The organism is Paraburkholderia lycopersici, assembly GCF_900096975.1.
Lineage (GTDB): Bacteria > Pseudomonadota > Gammaproteobacteria > Burkholderiales > Burkholderiaceae > Paraburkholderia > Paraburkholderia lycopersici.
In genome coordinates this window covers 10,383-37,282 of the sequence record NZ_FMYQ01000045.1, presented here as the reverse complement: position 1 = coordinate 37,282, position 26,900 = coordinate 10,383, and the positions used below count along the sequence as shown (strand labels likewise).

Genomic DNA, 26,900 nt, shown 5'->3' with positions numbered 1-26,900 from the left:
TTCCATTCTTCGTCCGACACATCCGTCGGGTAGGGTTTGCGTTTTGCCATCCAGCCAGGATACCAGGTCTGGCCGGAAGTGCCTAACACGCTCTAAGGAAGTCGACGACGAGGCGATTGAACTCCTCGGCGTGTTCCCATTGCGCCCAGTGACCGCACTTCGGGAACACATGCAGACGCGCGTCCTGCAGCGTGCTTATCATGCGCAGACCGTGGTCGAGCGGCACGAAGCGATCGTCGCGGCCCCAGGTGATCAGGGTCTTGTGAGCGATCTGCGGGAAACGCGCCGACAGGTCCCAGCTCGTGACGGGGCAGCGCTTCGCGCTTTCGACGAAGTTCTTCAGGTGATTGAGGTTCGACTCGATGTTGTTCCAACGGCCCTTACGCAGTTCGTCGGTAATGGCCGCAGGGTTGTAGACAAATACGTCGAGCATCGCTTCGAAATTCGCATAGGTCGGCTGCGAGTACAACTTGAACATATGCTTGATGCCCTCGCCCGGCTGCGGCTGGAGGATGCTCGGGCCTTGCGCGCCCGGGCCCATCAGCACCATGCGCAGCATACGGTCCGGGTATTCGAGCGCGAAGGCCAGCGCCGATGCGCCGCCCATCGAATTGCCGACCAGATGCGCCTTGTCGATATCGAGCGCGTCCATCACGCCCTTGGTTGCGCGCGCATTCAGCACGTTGCGCGGCACGTCGCTGACGATCTCGCCGGACTTGTTGAAGCCCGGGCTATCGATAAGCAGTACGCGAAAGCCGGCATTCACCAGCGCGTCGATGTTGCGGTAGTAATTGCTCCAACCGCTGGCGCCGGGGCCGCCGCCGTGCAGCATGATTACGGCCGGACCCTGACCGGCATCGTTCACGTGAACGCGGAAGTTCGCGAGACCCGGCTCGTCGATCGTGATGAACTTGCTGGTATTCGCTTCGTTAATCGTCATGACATATTCTCCAATGATGAACTGCCTGGTTTTACTTACCGAATCCGTGGCAACTCAGGCCCCGGGGCGTACCCGGCAGCGGATTCCGCATGTGGGCCGCGTTGCCGGATTCGGTACGGCACTCGATTTCCCGTATGGCGTCGACCGCGATACTGCTGCGGCGGAATTCGATCGCGAAACAGGGGCAATCATGTAAAACGAAAACATGCGGTCGTTCGGTTGGTGGCCAAGCTCCATCGAGATCGGCACGCCAGCCTGCTTGCAGCGATCTCAGGCCAGACCGCCGTCGTCCGGATTGCGTCGATTTCCATATTTCCATGTAGCAGTTGAGCGGGATCGCGACGTCTGCCGCGGCCCGCCCGGGAATTTGCGCGCCACGATCGCTTACCCGTCAACGAAACACGCTGACCGCTTCCACGAGACGCGCCACCTGCTGCTTGAGGCTTGCGGATGCCGCGGCGCTTTGCTCGACCAGTGCCGCGTTCTGCTGCGTGATCCCGTCGAGGCTACCGATCGCCTGATCGACCCGCGAAACGCCACTACTTTGCTCCTCGGTCGCCGAACTGATTTCCACGATCAGGTTCGACACCTGCTGGACCTGTTCAACGATCTGATCCATCGCCTTGCCCGCGTCGTCGACCAGGCGCGAACCGATTTCGACGCAATCGACGCTCGCGCCAATCAGTTCCTTGATTTCCCTGGCCGCATTTGCACTGCGCTGCGCCAGAGCACGCACCTCGCCCGCCACGACTGCGAACCCGCGACCTTGCTCGCCCGCACGCGCCGCTTCTACCGCTGCGTTCAGCGCAAGAATGTTCGTCTGGAATGCGATTCCGTCGATCACGCTGATGATGTCCGCGATCTTGTGGGAACGCTCGGTGATCTCGTGCATGGTGGACACCACCTCTCCCATGGCCTGGCCACCTTGACTGGCAGCCGAACTCGCATCAGACGAAAGTCTGCTTGCCTGTTGCGCCGTTTCGGCATTGGCTTTCACGGTCGCCGTCATCTGCGACATGGACGACGCAGTCTGCTGCACGCTGGATGCGGCCTGTTCTGTACGGGCGCTCAGATCCATGTTGCCGTGCGCGATCTCGTTGATCACGTCCTGCACGTTGACAACCTGTGCACTAACGTCGTCGATCAGCCAGCGAAACATCAATCCTAGCTGGCTGATACTGCGCAGCATCATGCCGATTTCATCGACACGGTCCATATGCACAACACCAGCTCTCTCGCCAGAGGCAACTTTCAGAGCCTGGTCGAGCGCCAACTCGAGGGGAGCCGAAATCTGCTTCTCCAGTAGTGCTGAAATCAGCAAGGACAGCGCCAGCATCACGCCACAAAAGCCCGCGAAATGAGTCTGATCCTCCGTTGATTGAAGGTGGGGTACCGCGATCAACCCGACGGTAACAAGCATTCCGAACATCAACACAATGATCGATCGGATACGCCAGCGCACGGACAGGGTTTGCCGAAGCGAGGTCCAGCCGGACAGTCCCGTGCGAACGGTCAACCCTTTATGGAATCGCTTGTCGCCCTGCTTGCCCTCGCGAAACTTTCTGTACAACGTATCGGCACCCTCGATTTCCTCGCGCGACGGCTTTGTTCGCACCGACATATAGCCAGTCGTCTTGCCATTGCGCACCACCGGCGTTGCATTGGCACGCACCCAATAGTGATCGCCGTTCTTGCGACGATTCTTTATCAACGCCGTCCACGGCTCACCGCCCTCGAGCGTCGTCCACATATCGGCAATTGCATCGGCAGGCATATCGGGGTGATGCATCACGTCGTGCGGCTGCCCCTGGACTTCTTCCGGACCGAAGCCACTGACCTGCATAAACGCGGCATTGGCATACGTGACCTTGCGCTCCGTGTCGGTGGTCGACATCAACGTCGCATCGCCAGGAAAGTCGTACTCGCGTTGTGTAATGGACTGATTGTTCCGCATGTTTACAACCATCTCCAAGCTTGTTATTCGCTGCCCGCTACGCCGGCCACGCGACCGCGCGTCAATGCGCTATCTGCCTGAAAGCGCCATTCAGGTAAACCAGTGCGTCTTCCCCAGCGCCCCCCGCCGTTGCCAGCACCTCACACAGGAAAACGTAGTGCGTACTTTCGTCGTAGACCTTGACGACGCGACAGTCGAAATTGACAAGCGCGCCCTCCAGGGCCGGCGATGCAGTGACCATCGCGTTCCACCGGCCATAGCCAAAGCGGTCCTCGCCATGCACGCCATCGACCATGCCGGCGAAGGCTTTTGCCACGTCGTCCTGCTGGCTCGCCAGCACGTTCACGCACAGCGCGCCGCTCTTGAGGATGACATCGGCGGCGACCACGTTCTTGTTGACGAACACGGCGAGGCGCGGCGGCTCGGCCGTGACGGAAACGACTGCGGTCGCCGTGAGGCCGGCCCGCTGTCCCGCATAACGCGAGGTGATGACCGTTACTGCGGCCGCGAGGTTGCGCATGCCGCCGCGATGTTCCTGCGCACTTACCGTGGGCAGCGCCCGCAGCTCCGGGGCAGGCGTCCAGTCAAGACGCTCGTTTGCGTTCTCGTTCATGAGAACTCTCCTCTAATTGCCATGCCTGTTGCGGCATCGATACAACATCGCCCGACGCACCGCTCGTGCTGCCCGCCCCCTGCCTCCTACTCTTTCCTGTTCGGGACAGGAAGCAGGACAGCGCCGGCAGCGGGATCAACGCGCCCGGCATGTTTCGCCGAACACGAGGGCCAGCAGAATGCCCAAGTCGGCCAGGAACTTGCTGGCCGGGAAGTGCCACGTCGCCACGGTCGAGCTCTCCGTGCAACTTCTTCCGTGCGGCGCCGGAAGAAGGCACTCCCTGCTTCGCAGCTATGTCTCGCGTTATGCCCCGGCGAGCACCGGCGGTTCGAAGATGCCCGGCGGAATCGGCTCGCCCAGCAAGTAGGCGCCGACGAGCGCCGAGATGTCGTCTTCGTTCTGCGTGATGTGGTTCGAGGCCGCCACCAACGACCGGAACTGGCGCAGCAGCGGCACGTTGAGGAAGATGCCGCGCGCGCCGCTCTTCTTGAAAACCATCTGACCGGCAGCGAAACAATCCTTCGCGGTAAATTGCACGTCGAGCAAGTGCTGCACGCGCAATTCCAGCGGCACCAGTTCGCGGCGCTGCGCGAAAGCCGACACTTCCTGGGTGTCCTGCAGCAGGCGCGCGCGCGCCGAACGGATCAGCACGACGGCGTTGCCGAGCTTTTCCTGCACGAACGGGCTCTTGACCGGGCCCGGCCCCATCGCGAACTGGTTCTGCTTCGGTTTCGTGTGCTCGATGAACAGATCGACTACGCCTTGCGCGATGCCGATGATGGCCGCCGCGATGACGCCGTTGAAGACCTGATTGAACGGCATCTGATACGTCCACTCACTGTCGTTCAGTTCATACCGCGTGAAGCTGTGCGTGCGATGATCCGGCACGAACGCTTCGTTCTTGATGACGAGGCTCTTGCTGCCGGTGCCACACAGGCCAATCACGTGCCAGTCGTCGACCAGTTCGTAATCCTCGTGCTTGACGAGGAACGAATTCATGTCGACGAGTTCGCCCTTGTCGCTATATATGCGCGCACCGAGGAATGCGCCCCAATCCGCGTGCTCGGAACCGCTCGACGTTGGCCAGCGGCCCGACAACATCCAGCCACCTTCGACGCGGCGCGCCTTGCCGGTCGGCGCGTAGGACGAACTGACGAGAATGTCCTGATCGTTCGCCCAGACTTCGTCGCCAGCCTTCGGATTGAGCTTGCCGAACTCCCACTGATGGATCGCGAGGATCGCGACCGTCCAGCCGCTCGACGGGCAACCGCGACTCAGTTCGGTCACGACGCGATAGAGCACTTCCGGGCTCATCGCGTAGCCGCCCCAGCGCTTCGGCTGCAGGATCTTGAAAAAGCCCGCCTTGCGGAAGGCTTCGACGGTGGACTTCGGCACGGAACGGGTCTGCTCCACACTCTCGGCCTGCTCGCGCAGCCAGGGAATCATGTCTTTCGCGCGCTGCACCAGCGCTTCCATGCCCGGCACGGCGATTTCGTTTTCGATAACAGCAGCCATGTTGGCCTCCTTGATGCGTTGGTTAATTGCGTCGATCAGCACTGGCCCGTTGCCAGGCACTTGTGCATGACGTCGTTGGACTTTTCGGGGGCCTCGTATTGCGGCATTGCGCGGCATCGGCGTTCACCGGACAACCAGCCTCCGCCTCGGGAACCGCGTGAATCCGGTCACTTGCCGGGCTGCTGGTGTCCCCAGTCGTCGAGCTGGCTATAGGTCCGGACGTTCCAGGTGGAGTCGTCGATGACGAGGCCTCCCCAGCCGAATTCGATGGCAAAGCCGGAGGGAGCGGCACAGTAGAACGACACCATGCCGTCGTTCGGGTGATGGCCGATCTCCATCACCACCGGCACGCCCGCCTTGCGCACGCGATCGAAGGCGAGGCCCACGTCATCGAGCGACTTCACCTGCACCATGAGGTGGTGCATCTTCTTCGGGAAAGGCATGTACGCCAGTCCGATGGAATGGTGGCGGCCCGTGGCCGAGTGCAGGAACGTGGCATCCACCGTCACACCCGGGAAGGTTTCCGAGTCGCGGATATAGTCGGAAAGCCTCAGCCCCAGTTTTTCGGTGGCGAACTTCACTGCGCCCGGATAATCCTGCGCTATACAGAACGTATGGCCGACGCCCAAACGCCCCGTTTCGAAACCCGATACCAGTACTTTGGAACGGAACGGCTTCGACAGTGGCGCGATCTTCGGCCCGGTAAAGAATTCGTGGCGCAAACCCTCCGGGTCGATGCAATAGAACACGCGCTCGGCCTTGCGCGATTGCGTGACCTGACCGTCGCACTCGATCACGTTAACGTCTTTCGCGCGCAATTCGTCCACGTATTCCCGCAATGCTTCGAAGGTATCGAATTCCCAGCCGAGCGCGGCCAGATCGTCGGCAGTGCCGCGCTCCAGCAAGATGTTCTGCTCGCGTTCGTCCATGCGCAGACTGATCGAATTATCGGTGCGCTGGCCGACCTGCAGACCCAGAATGTCAGTGGCGAACGACTCCCACTGATCCAGATCGCTAACGTTAAGCACAACGTAACCCAATGTCGAAATATCGGACATGTGTTGCCTCCTTGTTCGCCCTGCCGCGCATGCGTCGGCAGGTGCGTTTTTTTAGGTAAGAAAATCTGCCGCTTCTCTGAGTTGGCCCCACCTAATTGCAAGCTGTATGCCAATGCGATGCGGACGCAACGATTTGCGTGCCGAACAATCGGAGATGTGCTTGATATTGCTTCGCTTTTTCTGCACGGCGGACGTGTCGCGCGCTTTCGCAATTGCTGACGAGGGATCGGCTCGATTGATGAATTTATTAAGATGCCGTGCTTTTAGCCTTGCCCGGCCTGCGAATTTTCGCCATCAACGCCGCAGCGTAAAGAACGCACGCATTTTCCTTGCGCGCGACAGGCTCTCGACGATTCGCATTGGCAACCGCGGCGAACGCCCACGCCGCCGCGGCAACAAGCGGCTCGAGCGCACGTTGTTTCTCTCCGCCTTCGCCTCCGTGCGAGACCCGGTCTCACAGGGCCTATTACGCGCGCAAGATCCGGCACTCATTGCGCTGGCAAGGCGGCGCGGCGACGTCTTGTTCGCCATGCGACGGCACCATGTACCAACCCAAACCAGCCGTGAACGCTTGACGAACAACATAAGCGCCTCCAGCCTGCCTCCAGCCTGTATACTCAGGCGCAAAAAATAGCGACCATCCCACCTCGGCATGCCGAGAGACAAGCGGAAGCGGCAGGAGACAACCAATTGAGCAAAGCGCGCAGCAAGAAACCGGCCGGGACGGCCGTGGAGCCAGGTCTGGAAGCCAATGACGTCCTCAAACACCTGCATTTCAATCCAGCGGAAGGCTTGATCTGGCTGGAGGACCGTCGCATGGTCCTCTTTCATGTCGAATCCCTGCGCGCCTTGCGACAGGAACTCGTCCTCTGTTTAGGCATGGAAGCGACCCGCGGCCTGCTCACGCGCTTCGGCTACTCGGCCGGCTGCCGCGACGCGGAACTCGCGATGAAAATCCGGCCGCCCGGCACGCCCGTCGAACGCCTCATGATCAGCGGCGGCTACTTTCATGCCTTGCAGGGCATTGTTAGTCCTCCGATCATCGTGTCCCAAAAGGTCGATATCGAAAAAGGCATCTGCGATATCGAATTTTTCTGGAAGAACAGCTACGACGACCAGGTTCACATAGAGTCCTTCGGCATTGACGGTTCGGCCGCGTGCTGGATGGAAGTGGGCTACGCCTCCGGCTTCCTGAGCACATGCGTGGGACGGCGCATTCTCGTGCGCGAAGTGGAGTGTCGTGCGACGGGCGCCGACATGTGCCGTTGCATCGCTCGTCCCGCGGACGACTGGCCCGACGCAGAACTCGATCTCGTGTATTTCGAGCCAAGGCCGTTCCATCTGGTGCCACCCGAAGCAAGCGAGCGTTCGCGCACCATCGAAATTTCACCACGCAAGGAAGGGGCGTCGCGCTTTATCGAAAATTCGAGCGTAATCGGAGCGTCTGTTGCGTTCAACACGGTCATGCACAAGATCCAGCGTGTTGCGCCGACCACGGCCACCGTGCTGCTACTCGGCGAGAGCGGCGTCGGCAAGAGTGCTTTCGCGAAGGAGATCCGCGTCCTCAGTGCGCGCGCCGACAAACCCTTCCTCGAAGTAAACTGCGCGGCGATTCCGGAGCAGTTGATGGAAGCCGAACTCTTCGGCGTCGAGCGGGGCGCTTACACCGGCGCGGGCGAAGCGCGGTCCGGGCGCTTCCAGGTCGCCGATGGCGGTACGCTCTTCCTCGATGAGATCAGCAGCCTGCCGATGACGGCGCAGGGCAAGCTACTGCGCGTGATCCAGACCGGCGAATTCGAAACGCTCGGCAGTACGGTAACGCGTAAGGTGGACGTGCGCATCCTCGCCGCCACAAATGAAAACCTCTGGAAAGCGGTGAGTGAAGGACGTTTTCGCGAAGACCTGTTTTACCGCCTGAACGTGTTCCCGATCCAGATTCCACCGTTGCGCGAGCGGCGCGACGATATTCCGCTGCTGCTCGAACATTTGCTGCGTAAATATAGCGAGCGTTACGGACGGCGAGTGACGGGCGTGACGGCGCAGGCCTGGCAGATCCTGCTCAATTATCGATGGCCCGGCAACGTGCGCGAATTCGAGAACGTGATCGAGCGTGGCGTTATTCTCGGAGAAAACGACCAGCCGCTCGGTTATCACCAGCTCGTTACCATCGACAGCGAGATAGGCGCGCACGGCCCAATGGCGCTGAACGAATTGGGCCTGTTGACGGAGAACGCGAATCTTTATCCCGAGTCCCGCTCGCCGGAAGCAGGACAGGAGGCCGAAGCCTTGAAGGCCTGGGCCGAAGGCATCGTTGCGCGTTCGAACATGTCTCTCGATGCAATCGAGAACACACTGGTGAAGGCCGCGTTCAAGGCAGCGCAGGGCAATTTCACGAAGGCGGCGGCCCTGCTCGGTGTGACACGCGCGCAGCTTGCCTATCGCATCAAGAAAATGGAAGACAGCGATATGTCGTTGCACTGATCAGCAAACCGGGTTGCCGGGTTGCAGACAGGACGCGTACGGAATGCGCCGTGCAGGCGAATTTCAACCTCTGACGGCTTCGCGCCCGGAGATATTCACCGGTCTGCACGAGCGAGGCAACGCGATCGTGTTTTGCCGGTAACGGGCAGATTCAACCGGTCGTCGCAACACCAGATTGTTGAACAGATTTTAGGTATTCGTCCAAGGTATTAGCAGGCGCCTTCCAGCCGAGCGTTTTTCCGCAGCCTGGTGCTCAGTGTATTGGCAACTTACTGGATCTCCCGAGCGCTCCACGGAGACAGAAGTACGATCTGCTCTCGCAGAGCAAGCGACTCCAGACGAGGTTATGCACTTTTGTTAAGGGTTGCAAAATGAATGAGCATAAGCACGAAGAACACGACGAAATGCAAACCAGCCAAGATTTCGGGCAATCGCACCTGACGTACCAGTTCCCCGACCTGCGTGCGCCCCTGTTCGTTGGCAGGCGTCACGTGCTCGGCAAGCAACTGCCCCAACGCATCAACAGCGATGTGGACCTTGCCGCTGCGTTTGCGTTTTTTAGCCGTCGTAACCGGCTCGAGGCTCACTCTTGCAGATCGACTGCAGGGGGCGTCCGTCGAGAATAACCGCGCTGGGTTGACCACGACGCTCCTGCGCGACCCGGACGATCGAACGCAGATCATTCATTGACCATCGCCTCGAAGCAGCCTGCCTGAATCCAGCGCAAGGCGTTGAACATCTCGCGCAACTCATCGCGGCGCCGGGACGCGTTCTTGCTCATCAAGGTCGGGGACCGAGCGGCGAAGTACCACTCTTCATCCGATACCCGATACATCCGCTGGGATGCCACCGGATCGTCCCTTTTTGCGCGCTATCGGGAGATCGTTCCCGACAGTTTCCGCAGGCCGGCATGGCGATCACCTATCCAATTGTGTGCCGCACGGGTTTTCCCGGTCCGTCGCCTCCTCGTTCAAAGGATGAGGAAGTCCCTGTAATGCCGTGATTTTGTTACACAACGACGCCGGCGAATTACAGCGCAGCCGGCGCGCCTCGGGCGCCGTTCATGCAGGCGGTTTTGGCAGCGCGGCGCCGAGAGTGGACATGGACGCGTTCGCATTCAAATCCAATCCGCATTCGAGTTTGAATATTCGCCAAAACCGTTCCGCACAAAAAATCAAATCTCTCCCTGAAATTGCCGTCCCTGGCCGTCATCGGGCTGTCAATAGCAAGCGGCAAAGAATGGCGGCCGATTCGCATAGGCGCGGAGCCCGGATCGCTAATCGCGCTTAAAAGCACGACCATCGATATTTAATCCGCATTGAGCCATACTGTGCGCGGAATTGCTCATACGAAACCTGCGCGCAGCGCGGCTTCCAGTAATCGAGCAAAAGAGTCGGCTATTAGCTGGCGACACCGCCCGATCGCATTGCAACATCAAGTTGAAATAACGGCGCCCATTGTTGAGCAATCCGGGTCGGTTGTTTTTTCCCATTAGTTCAGGATTTTCCACAAGTCAAGCAGACTATTTTTCCGCTGACTATACACATTCCCTACAAAAACAATTATTAATATCCGCTGCGGAACACCGAGGCGTTTCGCAACAAGCGCCCTTCACCGGGCGTCGATTTCGCCGTCCGTCATGGCTCCCGCGTCACCGCACCCGGCGCAAGTCCATGGCAAGCGACAAGACCCGCATGCAGGAAGAGGGTTACAGGAGCGGCACATCCGCATTGCCGCATGACCGGAATCTTTCGTCGACGAGTGAACACATGCTTACCCGAACCGAAAACCTGCCGAGCGTCGCGAGAAGAATGGCCGCCGGCCAGATGTTGATGGAAGGCGCGACGGTGAATTCCGTCGCCGACTCACTGCACCTTTCCGCCCAGACGGTGAGGCGCTACAAATCGATCGTCGAAGACGGCGGCCTCGCCGCGCTCCAGCAGATGAGCGTGGGCGGCCGCCCCTCGGTGCTCGATCAGGCCGCGCTAGGCTGGATCGCGAGCGCCCTGCACGGCTCCGCGCGCGATCACGGCTTTCCCAGCGACGCATGGACCAACAGCCGCGTGCGCGAACTGATCGGCCGCCAGTTCGGCGTCCATTATTCGCGCGTCTACACCTGGCAGATCGTCTCGAACCTCGGTCTCGGCCATCGTCTGTCGAAATCTGCGCGCTGACCGGCGTGCCGGGAGCGCCGCACGCCTGCCTGCGGAAAGCGAGCGCGCCCCGCTCGCCCGGGGCGGCCTTCGGCTTGTCTCAGGTTGCGGGCGCGTCGCGGCCTCGGGTTCCGGCCTCGGAACCCACCAGCGGCGGCGTCCCGTCGCCGGTCCATTGCTGCGACCGGACCTGATTGCGGCCGGCTTCCTTCGCCTCGTAGAGCAGGCGGTCGGCGGCGATCAGCAGCTTCGCGCCGCTGCCGCCCGCCGGCGGATCGCAACTCGCGCACCCCGCGCTCACCGTCACGCACCCGTGGTGCGTCCCGCTCAGCGTGAGATTGTCGGACTCGATGCGCCTGCGGATCTTCTCCGCCATGCGCGTCGCGGCATCGAGCGTCGTGCCCGGCAGCAGCACTACGAACTCCTCGCCGCCAAAGCGAGCGACGAGATCGGTTGCGCGCCGCGATCCGGCAGCGATGCGCCCGGCCACGAAGGCCAGCACCTCGTCGCCGGCGGCATGTCCGTACGTGTCGTTGAAGAGCTTGAAGTGATCGATGTCGAAGAACAGCACCGAAAGCGGCGTGCGCTCGCGCACCGCGTGCTGCCACTCTTCGGCGAGACGCCTGTCGAACGCGCGGCGGTTCGCGAGACCCGTGAGCGGATCGGTCACGGCGAGGCGCAACAGTTCGCCTTCGGCGACCACCTTGTCGCGTAGCGCGAACGCGAGCACCCACGAAACGACAACCCAGGCGCCGCCAAAAACCGTCGTCATCACGAGCGCGATATAGCTGCGCCGGCGCCAGCTGGCGAGCACGTCGGCCACGGCGGGCGCCGCGACGACAATGACCGGCGTATTGCCGACATGCGCGAAGGTATAGATGCGCATCACGCCGTCGAGCGCCGAATGCGCGGTATAGGTACCGGCGTCGCGGCGCGAAAAGACCGCGAAATTCGGCAGATCCGCATAGCTCGCCCCGGCGCCGCGCTGTGACGGCGGCTTGCTCGCGAGCAGCGTGCCGTCGCGCATCAGGATGAACAGATGGCCGCGCTGCCCGAGATCGACGCGCTCCAGAAGCTGCTGAAAATAATCGAGGCGCACCCCGAGCAGCGCGACGCCCGCGAATGCGCCGTCGGGCGCGTCGATGCGGCGCGTGAGGCCGATCGTGAGCACTCCGCCGCGCAGGCGCGAGCGATAGGGTTTCGAAAAGAAGAGACCCGCGCGCGGGTCGCTCTGGTGCGCGACGAAATAGTCGCGGTCTGCGAACGACACGCCGGCGGCTACGGCTTCGGCCACGGCGCGCTGCGAGGCTTTCACGTGGCCGGTTGCGTCGACCACGTAGGCGCCGCCGAGATTCGAGGCCGCCGTCGCGCGGTCGAACAGCACGCGCTGGCGCAACGCCTCGGGCATGAGCCAGGTTTGCGGCTGCTGCGCCGCCGTGACCACGGCCTGCAGCGACAGGTCATAGATCTCGACGTTGCGCGCAATGTCGTTGCTGATGAGCTGCACGAGGTTGTGCGAGTTCTCGGCCGCGTGGCGCAACTCTTCGGCGCGGCCTTCGTAGAGCGCCGCGTAGGTCAGGATCGCCATCACCGTGGCGACCAGCGTGCCGGAGAGCCCTGCGAAGAAGGGGTAGTTGCCGATCAGGCGCGTCGCCGCTCTCGCCCGCACCATGGCCCAACGGCGCACCAGAAGACGCAGCGAAAGAACCCGTTTTGGCATCTGCGCAATCCTCCTTCCGCAGGCGGACCGTTCCCGAGGGCTGCCCGGTCTCGACACGAGATTTATAGGGCATGACCGGCATAAATCTGTCATCAAACCGAAACCTGGGCGGTTCACGATCGATGACGTTACCTTTGCCCTCCCGCCACCCCCTGGAGCCCGCCCGCCATGCCAGACCTTTCCCTGTCACCGCAACGGGACACCGCCCCCTCGCGCGGGCGCAATGCCAGCCTGCTTGCCTTCCTCGTCGTCGTCGCCGCCGGCGCCGTGTACGTGGGGATGCATCTCGCCGACGACCTCTCGCCCGTGCGCGAAAGCTCCTCGCTTCCCTGGATTCTGCTTGGCGTCGCGCTCATGATCGCGCTCGGCTTCGAATTCGTGAACGGCTTCCACGATACCGCGAATGCAGTCGCGACCGTCATTTACACGCACTCGCTTTCGCCCAATATCGCTGTGATGTGGTCGGGCGCGTGGAATTTTCTCGGCGTGCTCACGTCCACCGGCGCGGTGGCCTTCGGCATCCTGCAGTTGCTGCCCGTCGAGCTGATCCTGCAGGTGGGCAGCAGTGCGGGCTTCGCGATGGTATTCGCCCTGCTCATCGCCGCGATCATCTGGAATCTGGGCACGTGGTATTTCGGCCTGCCTTCGTCGAGTTCGCATACGTTGATCGGCTCGATCATCGGCGTGGGCCTCATGAACCAGTTGATGCACGGCGCCAGCGGCACGAGCGGCGTGGACTGGAGCCAGGCGCTCGGCGTGGGCAAGTCGCTGCTCTTTTCACCGATCGTCGGCTTTCTGCTGGCCGGGCTGCTGCTGCTCGTCCTCAAGGCTGTCGTGCGCGTGCCCGCGCTCTACGCCGAGCCTCAGGGCAAGGAGCCGCCGCCGTTCTGGATCCGCGCGCTGCTCATCCTCACGTGCACGGGCGTATCATTCGCGCACGGCTCCAATGACGGCCAGAAAGGCATGGGCCTCATCATGCTGATCCTCATCGGCACGGTGCCCACGGCCTACGCGTTGAACCGCGCCGTGACGGCCGGGCAAACACAGACCTTCGTCGCCGTGGCGCACGACGCCACGCGCGCGCTCGAACGCTACACGAACGGCGTGGCCGCGCCGGCCGACCCGCGCGCCGAAATCGAACGCTTCATCGGCAGGCGCACGCTTTCGGACACGACGGTGCCGGCGCTCGCCGTACTGTCGAACCAGGTGGGCGAACAGGTGCGCAGCTACGGCTCGCTCGCGGCGGTGCCGCAAGCGAGCGTCGACAACGTGCGCAACACGATGTACGTGATCTCCGAGGCGATCCGCCTGCTCGACAAGCAAAAGGCCGTCGCCTTCTCGGCCGACGACGCGAAGGCGATCCTCAACTTCCGCAGCCAGATCGATCACGCGACGAAATTCATCCCGACATGGGTGAAGGTGGCCGTGGCGATCGCACTCGGCCTCGGCACGATGGTGGGCTGGAAGCGCATCGTGGTGACCGTGGGCGAGCGCATCGGCAAGCAGCACCTGAGCTACGGCCAGGGCGGCTGCGCCGAAGTCGTGGCGATGGTGACGATCGGCGCCGCGGACGTATACGGCCTGCCGGTCTCGACGACGCACGTGCTCTCCTCGGGCGTGGCGGGCACGATGGCGGCGAACGGCTCGGGCCTGCAATGGAACACGGTGCGCAGCCTCGTGCTGGCGTGGGTGCTCACGCTGCCCGCTTCGATCGTGCTGGCGGGGGCGCTTTATTGGCTGTTCAAGCACCTGTTCTGAGCGCGAACGGCAAGTAAAAAGCCGCGCTCCCCGGTGACGGGGAGCGCGGCTTTTTTTAACTGGGCGGGCGCCTTGAAAGCGCTGGCGCGTCAGTAAATTTCCGGAATGATCATGTCCTGCGGCACCGGCTGGCGAATATAGTCGGGATGATGCACGCGCGCGGGCAGCGTGACCTGCGGGTGCTCGATCTCGTGATAGGGCACCTGGCTCAGCAGATGATGAATGCAGTTCAGGCGCGCACGCTTCTTGTCCACGCCCTGCACGACCCACCACGGCGCTTCGGGAATGTGCGAGCGCAGCAGCATGACTTCCTTCACGTGCGTATAGGCTTCCCAGCGGCGCCGGCTTTCCAGGTCCATCGGCGAGAGCTTCCACTGCTTGAGCGGATCCTCGATGCGGCTCTGGAAGCGGACTTCCTGCTCGTCGTCCGTGATCGAGAACCAGTACTTGACGATCTGTATGCCGCTCCGCGCGAGCATCTTTTCGAATTCGGGCACCGAGCGGAAGAATTCCTCGTATTCGTCGTCGGTGCAGAAGTTCATCACGCGCTCGACGCCCGCGCGGTTGTACCAGCTACGGTCGAACAGGACCATCTCGCCGCCGGCCGGCAGATGCTGCACGTAGCGCTGGAAATACCACTGCGTGCGCTCGCGGTTGTTCGGCGCGGGCAGCGCCGCCACGCGGCACATGCGCGGGTTCAGGCGCTGCGTGATGCGCTTGATGACGCCGCCCTTGCCCGCCGCATCGCGCCCTTCGAAGATCACGATGAGGCGGTGCCCCGTGCTCACGATCCAGTCCTGCAGCTTCACGAGCTCGCCCTGCAGGCGGATCAGCTCGCGAAAGTAGACGCGGCGCAGCGCGCGCGCCTCGTCGCTGATCTGCAGGCCGCTTTCCTGCAACCGGTCGTCGACCTCCATTTCGAGCTCTTCGTCGTAGGCGTCGATGAGCTCTTCGTCCAGACGCCGGCGGCGATGTCGTTCGGCATCCTGCTGTTCGGTACCCGCCGTGCGGTCGAATTCATTCATGGCGACTCTCTCCTTGTTCGATATTCCGGCACTCGCGTCGTGCTGGCCGACGCAGCCTCGCGCCACTATCGTCGCAGCGAGTGTCACGAATATTTCAAAATGCATCGCGGCGGCTCAGGCGAGCGGCTTCGCGAAGCTCAGCTCGTGGCCGTCCGGATCGGCGAGATGGAAATAACGCTCGCCCCAGGGCGCGTCGCGCGGCGCGAATTCGGGCGTCGCCCCTACCGCCAGCGCATGGGCATAAAACGCGTCGACGTCGGCCACGTAAAGGATCACGCGCCCCCAGCCGTCCACTGCGCCATGTGGCGCTTCCAGCAGGTTCAGATAGCAGACGCCCGCCGCGCCGGCCAGTTCGAACGACGCGAAGCCCGCCACTTGAGAGCCGGCCTTCTGCACGAAGCCGAGCGCCTCGTAAAAGCGTACCGAACGCGCGATGTCGCTCACGCTCAACGTCACGGCGCTCAGCGACACGATTTGCGCGGTGCGTTCGCTCATGTTTCCCTCCCGCTGTTGCTGTTGTGCATGCCGTCCTCGCCCCCCAGGGCGGATCGGGCAACGTTAGCAGCGTTCCCGCGCACCGCGCGCGAGGCTGCCTCGGCGGCGGTCCTGGCCGCCGGCGCGACGCCCTCGGGGGCGCGCTTCGCCGCGCTCACCTTGCGGCCGCCCTTCGGGCGCTTTCCGCTTTGTCCGTTTTCCGCACGCTTTCCGGCTTCCGCTGCAAGCGCACGTTCCGCGCCCTTGCCCGTCTGCGTTGCCGCGGCCCAGACCCCGGCGTCCCTGGCGCGGTCACTGGTTGGACCACTTTCTGGCCAGCCGATTTCCTCGCCCACCCGCGTGCGAACGAAGTCGATGTGCGTCTGCATCGCCGTGCGCGCCTCCTCGGGACGCCGCGCGACGATCGCGCCGCACAGCGTTCGGTGCTGCTCCAGCAACCGGTCCGGCGCGTCCTCGTTCTGCACGCGCAGCCCCGTGCCGTTGATCGTGATGTGCTCGCGCAGCACGCCCAGCACGCTCGTGTGCAAATGCAGGAACATCGCGTTGTGCGAGGCCTGCGCGATGACCTCGTGCAGCCTCGCGTCGGCCTCGGCCTCGGCGGCCTTGTCGTCCAGCTTGCGTGTGCGCTCCAGTTCCTGCAGCAGCGCGCGAATGCGCGCGAGGTCCTCGTCGCTCGCGCGCAGCGCCGCGAAATAGGCAGTCGCGCCTTCCAGCACGCGGCGAAACTCCAGAATGTCTTCGCGCAGCGCCGGGTGATCGGCCACGAGCTGGCCCCAAGGCGACGCAAACCCCGTGCGCAACTGGTCGGTGACGAATACGCCCGCGCCGCGCCGGCTCTGCACGAGGCCCCGCGCCGCGAGCCGCTGGATCGCCTCGCGCACCGTGTTGCGCGCCACGTCGTATTCGAGCGCGAGCCCCCGTTCGGACGGCAGCTTCGCGCCCGCGCGCCAGGTGCCGTCGAGCAGCGACGTCTCCATCCGGCGCATCACGGTTTCCACGCGCCCGCGCGCGCTTGCCCTGTCCCTCATTGTCATTTCCGCGTTTCGTCCTCGTGGGCAACGCGTGGTCCAACCAGTTTGAACCCCGCGTCCGAAGCGGGAATTATGCGCTCAAACCAGCGCTAGTCCCGCGTGCAGCCCCGCCCCGGCTCCCAGACCCGGCGGCCACGCCCGCCCCGAAAGCACACGACGACGCGCAAAGACACCGAGCGAGACATGAAGCCACGGCCATACCCCACCGCGCGTCCATCCGACGTCTATTTGTTCGCTACCTGCCTGGTCGACCTGTTCGTGCCGCAAGCCGGCCTCGACGCGGTCAAGCTGCTCGAACGCGAAGGCCTCACGGTCCATTTCCCGCGCAGCCAGAGCTGTTGCGGCCAGCCCGCCTATAGCAGCGGCAACCCGCGCCAGGCGCGCGAAGTCGCGCGGGCGCAGCTCGGCCTCTTCGAAAAGCCATGGCCCGTGGTCGTGCCATCGGGCTCGTGCGCGGGCATGATGCGCCACCACTGGCCCGCGCTATTCGACAACGACGCCGACGCCGCGCGCGCCCATGCGCTTTCGGAGCGCGTGTACGAACTCACGGAATTCCTCGTGCGCGTGCTCAACGTCGATTTCAATGCCTATGGCGCCGCGGCGCAGCCTGAAGAACGCGTCGTGCTGCACACCTCCTGCGGCGCGCGGCGCGAAATGGGCACGCGCGTGCACGGCGTCGAAGCCGTCGATGCGCTGCCGGGCGTCACGCGCATCGACCACGAGCGCGAGCCGGAATGCTGCGGTTTTGGCGGCACGTTTTCGCTCAAGCACCCCGACATTTCCGGCGCGATGGTCGCCGACAAGATCGCCGCCGCGTGTGCAACGGGCTGCGAGCGCCTCGTTTCCGCCGATTGCGGGTGCCTGCTCAACATCGGCCACGCAGCCGCGCACAAGCAGGCGCCGCTCGCCGTGGAGCACCTCGCATCGTTCCTGTGGCGCCGCACCGGCGGGGAGGCCGCATGAGCGCCGATACGACGGGTGCGCGGGCGCGCATGCTCGGGCGGCTGCGCGAACATGCGCGCGCCACGGCAGCCACGGCGGTCGAAGCGCTCGACGCGCGCATCGACGCACATTTCGAGGCGCGCCGCGCCCATGCGCCGCTCGCGCTGAACGAGCGCATCGCGCAATTCCGGCACATGCTCGAAGCCGCGCATGCCGAGGTGATCTGCGCGAGCGGCGCCACCTGGGCCGCCGATCTCGCGCAGCGTCTCGAAGCGGCGGGCGTGCGCAACCTGTTGCTCGACACCTCATGTGTGGAAGGCCACGCGCTCACGATGGCGCTGCCGGCTCACGTGCAGGCGCGCGACTACGCGCGGCCCATCGAGCAATGGAAGGCCGAACTTTTCGACACCATCGACGCGGGCTTCACCGTCGCGCGCTCGGGGCTCGCTGCCACGGGCACGCTGGTGGTCGCGCCCGACGCGAACGCGCCGCGCACGGTCTCGCTCGTGCCGCCGCTGCACGTCGCGCTGATTTACGCCCGCACGCTGCACGCCGACCTGCACGCCGCCGTGACGGCGGAACGCTGGCGCGACGGCATGCCGGCCAATCTCGTCATGATTTCGGGTCCGTCGAAGACCTCGGACATCCAGCAGACCACGGCTTATGGCGCGCACGGACCGCGCGCGCTGTGGGTTGTCGTCGTGATCGATGAGGATCACGAAACGAGCACGCAGCGGGGAGCCGCCCAATGAGCACGATCACGCAGACGCCGCCCGCGGCGGGCCATGAAAACACGCTCCACTTCGTGCCGACCGCCGAATTCCGCCAGCGCGCACGCGCGGCGCTCGACGATCCGCAACTGCGCCAGAGCTTTCGCGGCGCGATGGACTTCCTGCAAGGCAAACGCGCGGCGCAGTTTCCCGAAGCCGACGAACTCGAAGCGCTGCGCGATCTCGGCGAAGCCGTACGCCAGCATGCGCTCGCGCGCCTGCCCGAATTGCTCGAACAACTCGAAGCGAACCTGCGCGCGAACGGCATCCAGGTGCACTGGGCCGAGACCGCCGACGAAGCGAACCGAATCGTCCACGCGATTGCGCAGCGGCATGCGGCCACGCGCGTGATAAAGGGCAAGTCGATGGCGAGCGAGGAAATCGAGCTCAACCATTACCTCGCGGAACGCGGCGTCGATTGCGTCGAGTCGGACATGGGCGAGTACATCGTCCAGCTTGCGGGCGAGAAGCCTTCGCATATCGTGATGCCCGCCATTCACAAAACGAAGGGCGACATCGGGCATCTGTTCGAAGCGCATATTCCCGACACGCCTTACACCGAGGACGTGGACACGCTCATTCAAACCGGTCGCCGTGCGCTGCGCCGCGCCTTCGTGGACGCGCAGATCGGCCTTTCAGGCGTGAATTTCGCGGCCGCCGACACGGGCACGCTCTGGCTCGTGGAAAACGAGGGCAACGGCCGTCTCTCCACCACCGTGCCCGACGTGCATGTCGCCATCATGGGCATGGAGAAGGTCGTGGCGAAGCTCGAGCACATCGTGCCGCTTTCGAGCCTGCTCACGCGCTCGGCCACGGGCCAGCCCATCACCACCTACTTCAATCTGATCAGCAGCCCGCGCCGCGAAGGCGAAAAAGACGGCCCGCGCGAAGTCCACCTCGTGCTGCTAGACAACGGCCGCAGCCAGGCCTATGCCGACGAGCAGTTGCGCGCCACGCTGCAATGCATCCGTTGCGGCGCCTGCATGAACCACTGCCCGGTGTATACGCGCATCGGCGGGCACGCGTATGGCACCACGTATCCGGGGCCGATCGGCAAGATCATCTCGCCGCATCTGCTCGGGCTCGACGCGACCGCCGAACTGCCCACGGCATCGAGCCTGTGCGGCGCGTGCGGCGAAGTCTGTCCGGTGCGCATTCCGATTCCGCAACTGCTCGTGCGCCTGCGCACCGAGGCGAACCGCGATCCCGAAGAAAGCGTCGCGCACCCGCTGCGCGGCCAGGGCGCGAATCACAGCAGGAGCGAGCAGTTCATCTGGCGCTTCTGGAGCGGCGCGTTCGCGCATCCGCGCGCCTATCGCGCATTGCGCTGGGCCGTCACGCGCCTGCGCGGCCTTGCGCCTTCGCAACAAATGGGCTGGACGCAGCATCGCACGCCGCTCAAGCCCGCGCCGCGCAGCTTGCACGATTTGCTGCGCGAGCGTGACCAGCCGCAATAGCGCTCCATTCGTCAGGCATACGAAATAAATCGCACAGCATGCCTGACGGCCTCACATAAATTTTCGACCCGCATCATCGGAGGAGACCGAAGTGCAACCCTGGCATCAGATCTACACACCATTCGGCAGTCTGTGGCTATCCGCGCTCGTGGCCGCCATTCCCATCCTGTTCTTCTTCGTCGCGCTCGCCGGTCTGCGCATGAAAGGCCATATCGCAGCCGCGATCACGCTCTTGCTCGCGCTCGCCGTGGCGATCTTCGAGTACGGCATGCCCGTGCGCCAGGCGCTGGTCTCGGCGGGCTTCGGCTTCGCCTACGGCATCTGGCCGATCGCGTGGATCATCGTCACCGCGGTGTTCCTCTACAAGATCGTCGTGAAGACGGGGCAGTTCGAGGTCATCCGCGCCTCCGTGCTCTCGATCACCGACGACCAGCGCCTCCAGCTGCTGCTCATCGGCTTTTCGTTCGGCGCGTTCCTCGAAGGCGCCGCCGGCTTCGGCGCGCCGGTGGCGATCACCTCGGCGCTGCTCGTCGGGCTCGGCTTCGAGCCGCTCTATGCCGCCGGCCTGTGCCTCATCGCCAATACCGCGCCGGTGGCGTTCGGCGCGATGGGCATTCCCATCATCGTCGCGGGCCAGGTGACCGGCATCGACCCGTTCCTGATCGGCGCGATGGCGGGCCGCCAGTTGCCGCTGCTCTCGCTCTTCGTGCCGTTCTGGCTCGTCTTCATCATGGACGGCAAGCGCGGCCTCAAGGAAACGTGGCCCGCCGCGCTCGTGGCCGGGGGCAGCTTCGCCGTGACGCAATATTTCACCTCGAACCACATCGGGCCCGAACTGCCGGACATCACCTCGGCGCTCGTGAGCCTCGTCGCGCTCGCGGCGTTCCTCAAGGTGTGGCAGCCGCGCCGCGCCGCGCAAGGCGCGAACGTGCAGATGAGCGGCGGCGCCGCGACGCTCGGCGGTTTCGGCGGTTTCGGCGGTGGCGCGGGTGGTTCGCGCGCAGCCGCTTCGAGCCGCCAGGCTTCGCCGTACAGCGTCGCGCAAACCGTGCGCGCGTGGTTGCCGTTCATTCTGCTCACGGCAATCGTGACCGTGTGGAGCGTCAAGCCGTTCAAGGCCTTGTTCGCAGCGAAAGGCGCGCTCGCGGGCACCATATTCAGCCTGCACGTACCGGGGCTCGATCAACTCGTCGTGCGCACCGCGCCGATCGTCGCATCGCCCAAGCCCTATGAGGCCGTGTTCAAGCTCGACTGGCTCTCGGCCGTGGGCACCGCGATCATGATTACCGCCATCCTCTCCGCCATCCTGCTGCGCATGAAGCCGCGCGCGGCCGTGGCCGCGTTCTTCGAGACGCTCGGCGAACTGCGCCGCCCCGTGCTTTCCATCGGGCTCGTGCTGGCCTTCGCGTTCGTCGCGAACTACTCGGGCATGTCGTCGACGCTCGCCCTCGCGCTCGCCGGCACTGGCGCCGCGTTCCCGTTCTTCTCGCCGTTCCTCGGCTGGCTCGGCGTGTTCCTCACGGGCTCCGATACGTCGTCGAACGCGCTGTTCTGCTCGCTGCAGCACACCACGGCACACCAGATCAACGTGTCGGACACGCTGCTCGTCGCAGCCAACACCTCGGGCGGCGTGAGCGGCAAGATGATTTCGCCGCAGTCGATCGCGGTGGCCTGCGCGGCAACCGGGCTCGTCGGCAAGGAATCGGCGCTGTTTCGCTTCACCGTGCGCCACAGCCTGTTCTTTGCCGCGGTCGTGGGCGTGGTGACGCTGATTCAGGCATATCTACTGACGGGCATGATTCCGCAATAACCGCGCGGTCAGTGCCGCGTCAGCGCGGCACGGGAAAAGGCCGTTGGCCGCTGCGTGCGGGCAACGGCCTTTTTGCATGCGCGGCGCGAATATGGAAATACCCACGGCACCATCGCGCATCGGCTCGTCGCGCGTTTCGCCGGGTCGGTCCACGTTACGCGCGTTCGTGGCGCGGACATCGCCGCAATCGGCCACTAATGCCGGCATTCTCGCTCATGTGCTTTCGCAAGGCCCGCGGCCGCATGGTCTGACACGCGCGTTATCGGACGTATTCGCGCCACATGCATGAAGTCCGTCCCCGTTTCCGGCTATGATCGTGAACTGCGGCGCGCCGGCTCGCCGCTCTGTCGGTTTCCGGGGAGTGTCGAATGGCAATGGGGTGGCTCGTCGTACTACCGTTCATCGCAGCGGCGCTCGTCGCGTGCGCGGGACGTCGCGCTCCGGCCTCCGGCACCTGGGTCGCGTTCGCAGCCGCGCTGCTCGGGCTCGGCCTGCTGGGAAGCGAGCGTGTGGGCATGGCCACCTACGGCGTGCTGCGATGGCAAGCCGACTGGATTCCGCAGATCGGCCTCGCGTTCTCGCTGCGTCTGGACGGTCTTTCGTTCATGTTCGCGCTGCTCGTGCTCGCGATCGGCCTGCTCGTTTTCATCTACGCGCGCTACTACCTGGCGGGCAGCGAATCGCTGCCGCGCCTCTATGCGCTGCTGCTGCTCTTCATGGGCGCGATGCTTGGCGTCGTGCTTTCCAGCAATCTCCTGCTGCTCGTGGTCTTCTGGGAACTCACGAGCATCGTTTCGTTTCTGCTGATCGGCTTCTGGCCTTCGCGTCCCGAAGCGCGGCGCGGCGCGCGCATGGCGCTCACCATCACCGGTGCGGGCGGCCTCGCGCTGCTCGCCGCCGTGCTGCTGCTCGGCCGCGTTTGCGGCAGCTATGACCTCGACGTGGTGCTCGCGCATGCGGGCAACGTGCAGCGCAATCCGCTCTATCCGGCCATTCTGCTGCTCATGCTTTTCGCGGCCTGCACGAAGTCCGCGCAGTTTCCGTTTCACTTCTGGCTGCCGCATGCAATGTCCGCGCCCACTCCGGTTTCGTCGTATCTGCATTCGGCGACCATGGTGAAGGCGGGCATTTTCCTCATCGCGCGTTTTTATCCCGTGCTCGAAGGCACCGGCTGGTTCTTCTACGTGACGAGCCTCATCGGCCTCGTCACCCTCACCGGCGGTGCGGCCATGGCGCTCGTGCAGCGCGATCTCAAGGGTTTGCTCGCGTATTCGACCATCAGTCATCTCGGGCTCATCGTGCTGCTGTTCGGCCTCGATACCCAGCTTTCCACCGTCGCCGCGCTCTTTCACACCTTCAATCACGCGGTATTCAAGGCCTCGCTGTTCATGGCCGCGGGCATCATCGACCATGAGACCGGCACGCGCGACCTCGGCCGCCTGCGCGGCCTCGCGCGCTTCATGCCCCACACGGCCGCGCTCGCCAGCGTGGCGTCGCTCGCCATGGCAGGCGTGCCGCTGCTCAACGGCTTCCTCTCGAAGGAGATGTTCTTCGGCGAAACGCTCGCGCAAGGTCTGCTCGGCGACTTCAACTGGATCATTCCCGCGCTCGCCGTCGTTGCCGCCGGACTTTCGGTGGCGTACTCGCTGCGCTTCGTGTGGGGTGTGTTCTTCGACGGCGAGACGCCGCACGACCTCCCTCACTATCCGCCGCACGAGCCGCCGCGCTTCATGAAGCTGCCCGTGGAGATTCTCGTCGTGATTTGCCTGCTGGTCGGACTCGTCCCGCAGCAAACCATCGGCAGAATGCTCGAATCGGCGGCGTGGTTCGCGCTGGGCGGCGTCGTGCCCGAATACAGCCTGAGCCTGTGGCACGGCATCAACGTGCCGCTCCTCATGAGCGGCCTGTCGTTCGTGGGCGGCGCGCTGCTGTTCTTCTATCGCCGCGATGCGTTCCGCCACCATCGCTCGATGCTCTCGGAAATGAACGCGAGCGAAGGGTTCGACCGTTTCCTGCGGCAACTCGAAAAGGCGGCGGCCGTGGTGGTAAATCGCTTCGAGACGCGCTCGCTGCCCTCGTATCTGACGTGGATGATCGCGGCGATGCTGATCGTGCCCGGCACCGCGCTGCTTTCGCTCACGTCGCTCGACGGCGCCTACCGCTCCGTGCCGCTCGACGCGATCACGCTGACCGGCCTCGCGCTGATTGCGCTGCTCGCCATTGGCGTCGTGATCGTGCGCGCCAACACGCTCTATGCGTTAGTGATGCTGAGCACCTGCGGCCTGCTCGTCACGCTTGCATTCGTGCGCTTCTCCGCGCCCGACCTCGCGCTCACGCAGGTCTCCGTGGAAGTGGTGACCGTGCTGCTGCTAGTGCTCGCCATTTACTTCTTGCCCGTGGTGCAGCGCGCGGTGCAGCCGGTGCCGACGAGGGCGCGCAACGCGGTGCTCGCGCTCGCATGCGGCGCGCTCGTCGGCGGCGTCGCCTATGCGGTGATGACGCGCGCGCCGGTGGCTGGCGTCGGGGGGTTCTTTCTCGCGAACGCGCTGCCGGGCAGCGGCGGCCACAACGTCGTGAACGTGATCCTCGTGGATTTCCGCGGCTTCGACACGATGATCGAAATCAGCGTACTGGTCGTCGCGGGTCTCGCCGTGAAGGCGATGCTGCGCGGGCTGCGCTTGAAGTCGCCCGATACCGGGCCCGGCGGCCTGCCGTGGTCGTCGCAATCGCATCCGCTGCTGCTCGCCATTCTCGCGCGCCTCATGCTGCCGCTTACCACGCTCGTCGCCGCGTTCATATTCCTGCGCGGCCACAATCTGCCGGGCGGCGGCTTCATCGCTTCGCTCGTCATATCGATTGCGCTCCTGCTTCAGTACGTTGCAAGCGGCGTGTTGTGGACCGAGTCGCGCATCCGCATCAACTACCGCGCCCTCGCGGGCTTCGGCATTCTCGTCGCGGCCGCGACGGGCGTGGGTGCGATCGTGCTCGGCCATCCCTTCCTCACGAGCGCATTCGGTCATTTCCACGTGCCGCTGGTCGGCGACATCGAACTGAGCACGGCAATGCTGTTCGACCTCGGCGTACTGGGCGCCGTGGTGGGTACGACGCTCACGATCGTCTCGCATCTCGGCGTGCGCGACAAAGACATGCAACACGTGGAGAAAAGCTGATGGAAGCCGCCTTCGCCATTACGCTCGGCGTGCTCTGCGCATGCGGCATTTACCTGCTGCTGTGCGCGCGCGTGCTGCCGGTGATACTCGGCATCACGCTGTTTTCGTATGCGATCAACCTGTTCCTGCTCGGCATGGGCCGGCTCTCCACCGGCAAGCCGCCCGTGATCGCGGCGGGCGCGCAGTACGCCGACCCGGTGCCGCAGGCGCTCGTGCTCACCGCCATCGTGATCGGCTTCGCCATGACGGCGTTCACGGTCGTGCTCGCGCTGCGCGCGCTCGCGATCGACGGCACGGATCATGTGGACGGCCTGGGCCGGATCGAGAAGGGGACGCGCGGCGAATGAACCACGCTCTCATCCTGCCGATCCTGATTCCGCTGTTCGCGGCGGCCGCCATTGTCGCGCTGCCGCTGCGCGCAAAGCGCCTGCGGCGCGCGATCAATGTGATTGCCACACTCGCCCTCCTGCCGATCGCCGTGGCGTTCGCCGAACACGCCGCGCAAGGCGAAATTGCGCGCTATGCGCTCGGCGCATGGCCCGCGCCGTTCGGCATCGTGCTGCAACTCGACCGCCTGGGCGCGCTCATGCTCGTGCTGACCGCGCTGCTCGCCTGCTGCTGCCTGCTCGGCACGACGGGCGCGGACGCGCGGCGCGGGCGCTACTACCGAGCGCTCGTGCAGTTCGAGCTGATGGGTCTGAACGGCGCGTTTCTCGCCGGCGATATTTTCAATCTCTTCGTGTTCTTCGAACTGCTGCTGATCGCTTCTTACGCGCTGCTGCTGCACGGAGGCGGGCGCCGCCGCGTGCGCAACGGCCTACACTACATGCTTCTGAACCTCGTGGGCTCGTCGTTCTTCCTCATCGCGATCGGCGTGCTGTACGGCCTCACGGGCACGCTGAACATGGCGGACATGGGCGAGCGCCTCGCGCACCTGGACTCCGCAACGCTGCCGCTCGCCCGGTTCGCGGGCGCGACGCTCATGCTCGTATTCGGCCTGAAGGCCGCTGTGTTCCCGATGTCGTTCTGGCTGCCGCAAGCGTATCGCAGCGCGATCGGCCCGGTAGCCGCGCTGTTCGCGATCATGACCAAAGTGGGCATCTACGCGATGCTGCGTTGCGACGCGCTCCTGTTCGGAGCGGCAGACGGCCTGCTCGGCGCGTTCATGCACGACTGGGCATGGTGGCTCGCCATCGCGACGATCGTCTATGGCGCGCTCGGCGCGCTTGCGGTATCGAGCCTCAAGACCACCACCGGTTTTCTCGTGCTGGTCTCGGTCGGCCTGCTGATCGCGGCCGCCACGATGCAAACCGTGCTCGCGTGGAGCGCATTGCTCTACTACCTCGTCAGCACGACCCTGTGCACCGGTGCGCTGTTCCTGCTTGCCGATACGCTGGAGTCCGAAGCAACCGGGTCGGCCGTTGGAGGCGCGTCGCCCGAACTACGCGAGCCCGCCTCGCGCGAATCGCTCGACGACGCCACCGCGCCCGCCATCACGCCCGAAGCGGATGACGAACCCGTCGCGGCTTTCGTGCAACCCGCCAGCGTGGAAAAAAACCCCGCGCCCTGGCCCTCGAGCTTCGCGGGCTTGCTCTATCTCGCGGCCGCGGTAGGCGCAGCGGGCCTGCCGCCGCTTTCCGGCTTTCTCGGCAAGGCGATGGTGCTCGCGGCGACGCCGCTCTCGCAGGCCGCCGTGCTCTGGCCTGCCGTGCTGGTCTCGGGCTTGCTTTCGATCGTCGCGTTGAGCCGCACCGGCACGCGTCTCTTGTGGGCGATTCCTGCCTCACGCGCCTACGCCGGCGCGCCGGGCGCCGCGCCGCGCGGCAGCCGCGCGAAGCTCGCCGCGTGTGCGCTGCTGCTTGCGGGCGTCGTGGCCGCTACGCTGCTCGCGGGTCCACTCAAGCAGTATTTCGACGCCACCGCCGCGCAGTTGCTCGACCGCGAAGCGTATGTCCGGGCGATTCTGCCCGCGCAGACCGCGCAGACCGCGCAGGCAAAAGGAAGCTGA

Annotated in this window: 18 protein-coding genes and 3 pseudogenes; 11 read left to right on the top strand and 10 right to left on the bottom strand. The window is 64.4% G+C overall.

What is annotated here, in order from left to right; genetic code table 11:
- Positions 1-82 precede the first annotated feature (82 nt).
- From bphD to BLU17_RS30610, 5 genes are all read right to left on the bottom strand, one after another.
- On the bottom strand, positions 83-940 hold the full coding sequence (bphD, locus tag BLU17_RS30630) for a 2-hydroxy-6-oxo-6-phenylhexa-2,4-dienoate hydrolase (protein WP_092006019.1): 858 nt from the start codon (positions 938-940) through the stop codon (positions 83-85).
- A 391-nt stretch (positions 941-1,331) separates the two neighbouring features.
- On the bottom strand, positions 1,332-2,894 hold the full coding sequence (locus BLU17_RS34750; protein ID WP_092006024.1) for a methyl-accepting chemotaxis protein: 1,563 nt from the start codon (positions 2,892-2,894) through the stop codon (positions 1,332-1,334).
- Between the two features lie 61 nt (positions 2,895-2,955).
- The gene (locus BLU17_RS30620; RefSeq protein ID WP_092006016.1) at positions 2,956-3,507 is read right to left on the bottom strand and encodes a flavin reductase family protein; all 552 of its coding nucleotides are present in this window, start codon (positions 3,505-3,507) and stop codon (positions 2,956-2,958) included.
- 303 nt (positions 3,508-3,810) lie between these two features.
- Entirely contained in the window at positions 3,811-5,022 is a 1,212-nt protein-coding gene (locus BLU17_RS30615) for an acyl-CoA dehydrogenase family protein (RefSeq protein ID WP_176929242.1), read from the bottom strand.
- Between the two features lie 167 nt (positions 5,023-5,189).
- Positions 5,190-6,080, bottom strand: a complete 891-nt coding sequence (locus BLU17_RS30610) for a VOC family protein (protein ID WP_092006013.1) — start codon at positions 6,078-6,080, stop codon at positions 5,190-5,192.
- Positions 6,081-6,447: 367 nt separating this feature from the next.
- Between BLU17_RS30610 and BLU17_RS32820 the strand changes: the two are divergent.
- Both BLU17_RS32820 and BLU17_RS30605 read left to right on the top strand, forming a co-directional pair.
- Positions 6,448-6,714, top strand: a pseudogene (locus BLU17_RS32820) (hypothetical protein); the annotation flags it as partial.
- Positions 6,715-6,770: 56 nt separating this feature from the next.
- Complete coding sequence (locus tag BLU17_RS30605; protein ID WP_092006010.1) at positions 6,771-8,561, top strand: sigma-54-dependent Fis family transcriptional regulator; 1,791 nt, start codon at positions 6,771-6,773, stop codon at positions 8,559-8,561.
- Positions 8,562-8,992: 431 nt separating this feature from the next.
- Here BLU17_RS30605 and BLU17_RS30600 read toward each other — a convergent pair.
- Positions 8,993-9,396 (bottom strand): annotated as a pseudogene (locus BLU17_RS30600) (transposase); the annotation flags it as partial.
- 934 nt (positions 9,397-10,330) lie between these two features.
- Here BLU17_RS30600 and BLU17_RS30595 point away from each other — a divergent pair.
- Positions 10,331-10,735, top strand: coding sequence for a helix-turn-helix domain-containing protein (locus tag BLU17_RS30595; RefSeq protein ID WP_028209627.1), 405 nt, complete (start codon positions 10,331-10,333; stop codon positions 10,733-10,735).
- Positions 10,736-10,814: 79 nt separating this feature from the next.
- Here the strand turns inward: BLU17_RS30595 and BLU17_RS30590 are convergent, their stop codons facing one another.
- Positions 10,815-12,434, bottom strand: a complete 1,620-nt coding sequence (locus BLU17_RS30590) for a GGDEF domain-containing protein (RefSeq protein WP_092006007.1) — start codon at positions 12,432-12,434, stop codon at positions 10,815-10,817.
- 168 nt (positions 12,435-12,602) lie between these two features.
- On the opposite strand from BLU17_RS30590, the gene BLU17_RS30585 reads away from it, so the two are divergent.
- Positions 12,603-14,192, top strand: a complete 1,590-nt coding sequence (locus tag BLU17_RS30585) for an inorganic phosphate transporter (protein WP_092006003.1) — start codon at positions 12,603-12,605, stop codon at positions 14,190-14,192.
- A gap of 89 nt (positions 14,193-14,281) precedes the next feature.
- Here the strand turns inward: BLU17_RS30585 and ppk2 are convergent, their stop codons facing one another.
- The 3 genes and pseudogenes from ppk2 to BLU17_RS30570 all read right to left on the bottom strand — a co-directional run.
- Complete coding sequence (gene ppk2 / locus BLU17_RS30580) at positions 14,282-15,217, bottom strand: polyphosphate kinase 2 (protein WP_092006000.1); 936 nt, start codon at positions 15,215-15,217, stop codon at positions 14,282-14,284.
- A 114-nt stretch (positions 15,218-15,331) separates the two neighbouring features.
- Positions 15,332-15,712, bottom strand: a complete 381-nt coding sequence (locus tag BLU17_RS30575) for a VOC family protein (RefSeq protein ID WP_092005997.1) — start codon at positions 15,710-15,712, stop codon at positions 15,332-15,334.
- Positions 15,713-16,035: 323 nt separating this feature from the next.
- Positions 16,036-16,740: pseudogene (locus BLU17_RS30570) on the bottom strand (FadR/GntR family transcriptional regulator); the annotation flags it as partial.
- A 186-nt stretch (positions 16,741-16,926) separates the two neighbouring features.
- Here BLU17_RS30570 and BLU17_RS30565 point away from each other — a divergent pair.
- From BLU17_RS30565 to BLU17_RS30535, 7 genes are all read left to right on the top strand, one after another.
- Positions 16,927-17,706, top strand: a complete 780-nt coding sequence (locus tag BLU17_RS30565; RefSeq protein ID WP_092005994.1) for a (Fe-S)-binding protein — start codon at positions 16,927-16,929, stop codon at positions 17,704-17,706.
- A complete protein-coding gene (locus tag BLU17_RS30560; RefSeq protein WP_092005990.1) occupies positions 17,703-18,437 on the top strand; it encodes a LutC/YkgG family protein in 735 nt (244 codons plus the stop codon). The genes BLU17_RS30565 and BLU17_RS30560 overlap by 4 nt, the downstream gene beginning before the upstream one ends.
- Positions 18,434-19,912, top strand: a complete 1,479-nt coding sequence (locus BLU17_RS30555) for a LutB/LldF family L-lactate oxidation iron-sulfur protein (protein WP_092005987.1) — start codon at positions 18,434-18,436, stop codon at positions 19,910-19,912. Before BLU17_RS30560 ends, BLU17_RS30555 begins: the two co-directional genes overlap by 4 nt.
- A gap of 91 nt (positions 19,913-20,003) precedes the next feature.
- Positions 20,004-21,722, top strand: a complete 1,719-nt coding sequence (locus BLU17_RS30550; protein ID WP_092005984.1) for a lactate permease LctP family transporter — start codon at positions 20,004-20,006, stop codon at positions 21,720-21,722.
- A gap of 368 nt (positions 21,723-22,090) precedes the next feature.
- Entirely contained in the window at positions 22,091-24,892 is a 2,802-nt protein-coding gene (locus tag BLU17_RS30545) for a monovalent cation/H+ antiporter subunit A (protein ID WP_092005981.1), read from the top strand.
- Positions 24,892-25,239 (top strand): Na+/H+ antiporter subunit C, encoded by a 348-nt coding sequence (locus BLU17_RS30540; RefSeq protein ID WP_092005978.1) that lies wholly within the window; start codon positions 24,892-24,894, stop codon positions 25,237-25,239. Before BLU17_RS30545 ends, BLU17_RS30540 begins: the two co-directional genes overlap by 1 nt.
- On the top strand, positions 25,236-26,900 hold the full coding sequence (locus tag BLU17_RS30535) for a monovalent cation/H+ antiporter subunit D (protein ID WP_092005974.1): 1,665 nt from the start codon (positions 25,236-25,238) through the stop codon (positions 26,898-26,900). The genes BLU17_RS30540 and BLU17_RS30535 overlap by 4 nt, the downstream gene beginning before the upstream one ends.

Bases quoted from the DNA above. Each gene is read 5' to 3' on its own strand.
- BLU17_RS34750 (WP_092006024.1), bottom strand. From the start codon at position 2,894: ATGCGGAACAATCAGTCCATTACACAACGCGAGTACGACTTTCCTGGC.
- BLU17_RS30585 (WP_092006003.1), top strand. From the start codon at position 12,603: ATGCCAGACCTTTCCCTGTCACCGCAACGGGACACCGCCCCCTCGCGC.
- BLU17_RS30620 (WP_092006016.1), bottom strand. From the start codon at position 3,507: ATGAACGAGAACGCAAACGAGCGTCTTGACTGGACGCCTGCCCCGGAG.
- BLU17_RS30590 (WP_092006007.1), bottom strand. From the start codon at position 12,434: ATGCCAAAACGGGTTCTTTCGCTGCGTCTTCTGGTGCGCCGTTGGGCC.
- BLU17_RS30540 (WP_092005978.1), top strand. From the start codon at position 24,892: ATGGAAGCCGCCTTCGCCATTACGCTCGGCGTGCTCTGCGCATGCGGC.
- ppk2 (WP_092006000.1), bottom strand. From the start codon at position 15,217: ATGAATGAATTCGACCGCACGGCGGGTACCGAACAGCAGGATGCCGAA.
- bphD (WP_092006019.1), bottom strand. From the start codon at position 940: ATGACGATTAACGAAGCGAATACCAGCAAGTTCATCACGATCGACGAG.
- BLU17_RS30610 (WP_092006013.1), bottom strand. From the start codon at position 6,080: ATGTCCGATATTTCGACATTGGGTTACGTTGTGCTTAACGTTAGCGAT.
- BLU17_RS30560 (WP_092005990.1), top strand. From the start codon at position 17,703: ATGAGCGCCGATACGACGGGTGCGCGGGCGCGCATGCTCGGGCGGCTG.
- BLU17_RS30595 (WP_028209627.1), top strand. From the start codon at position 10,331: ATGCTTACCCGAACCGAAAACCTGCCGAGCGTCGCGAGAAGAATGGCC.
- BLU17_RS30555 (WP_092005987.1), top strand. From the start codon at position 18,434: ATGAGCACGATCACGCAGACGCCGCCCGCGGCGGGCCATGAAAACACG.
- BLU17_RS30575 (WP_092005997.1), bottom strand. From the start codon at position 15,712: ATGAGCGAACGCACCGCGCAAATCGTGTCGCTGAGCGCCGTGACGTTG.
- BLU17_RS30615 (WP_176929242.1), bottom strand. From the start codon at position 5,022: ATGGCTGCTGTTATCGAAAACGAAATCGCCGTGCCGGGCATGGAAGCG.
- BLU17_RS30565 (WP_092005994.1), top strand. From the start codon at position 16,927: ATGAAGCCACGGCCATACCCCACCGCGCGTCCATCCGACGTCTATTTG.
- BLU17_RS30545 (WP_092005981.1), top strand. From the start codon at position 22,091: ATGGCAATGGGGTGGCTCGTCGTACTACCGTTCATCGCAGCGGCGCTC.
- BLU17_RS30535 (WP_092005974.1), top strand. From the start codon at position 25,236: ATGAACCACGCTCTCATCCTGCCGATCCTGATTCCGCTGTTCGCGGCG.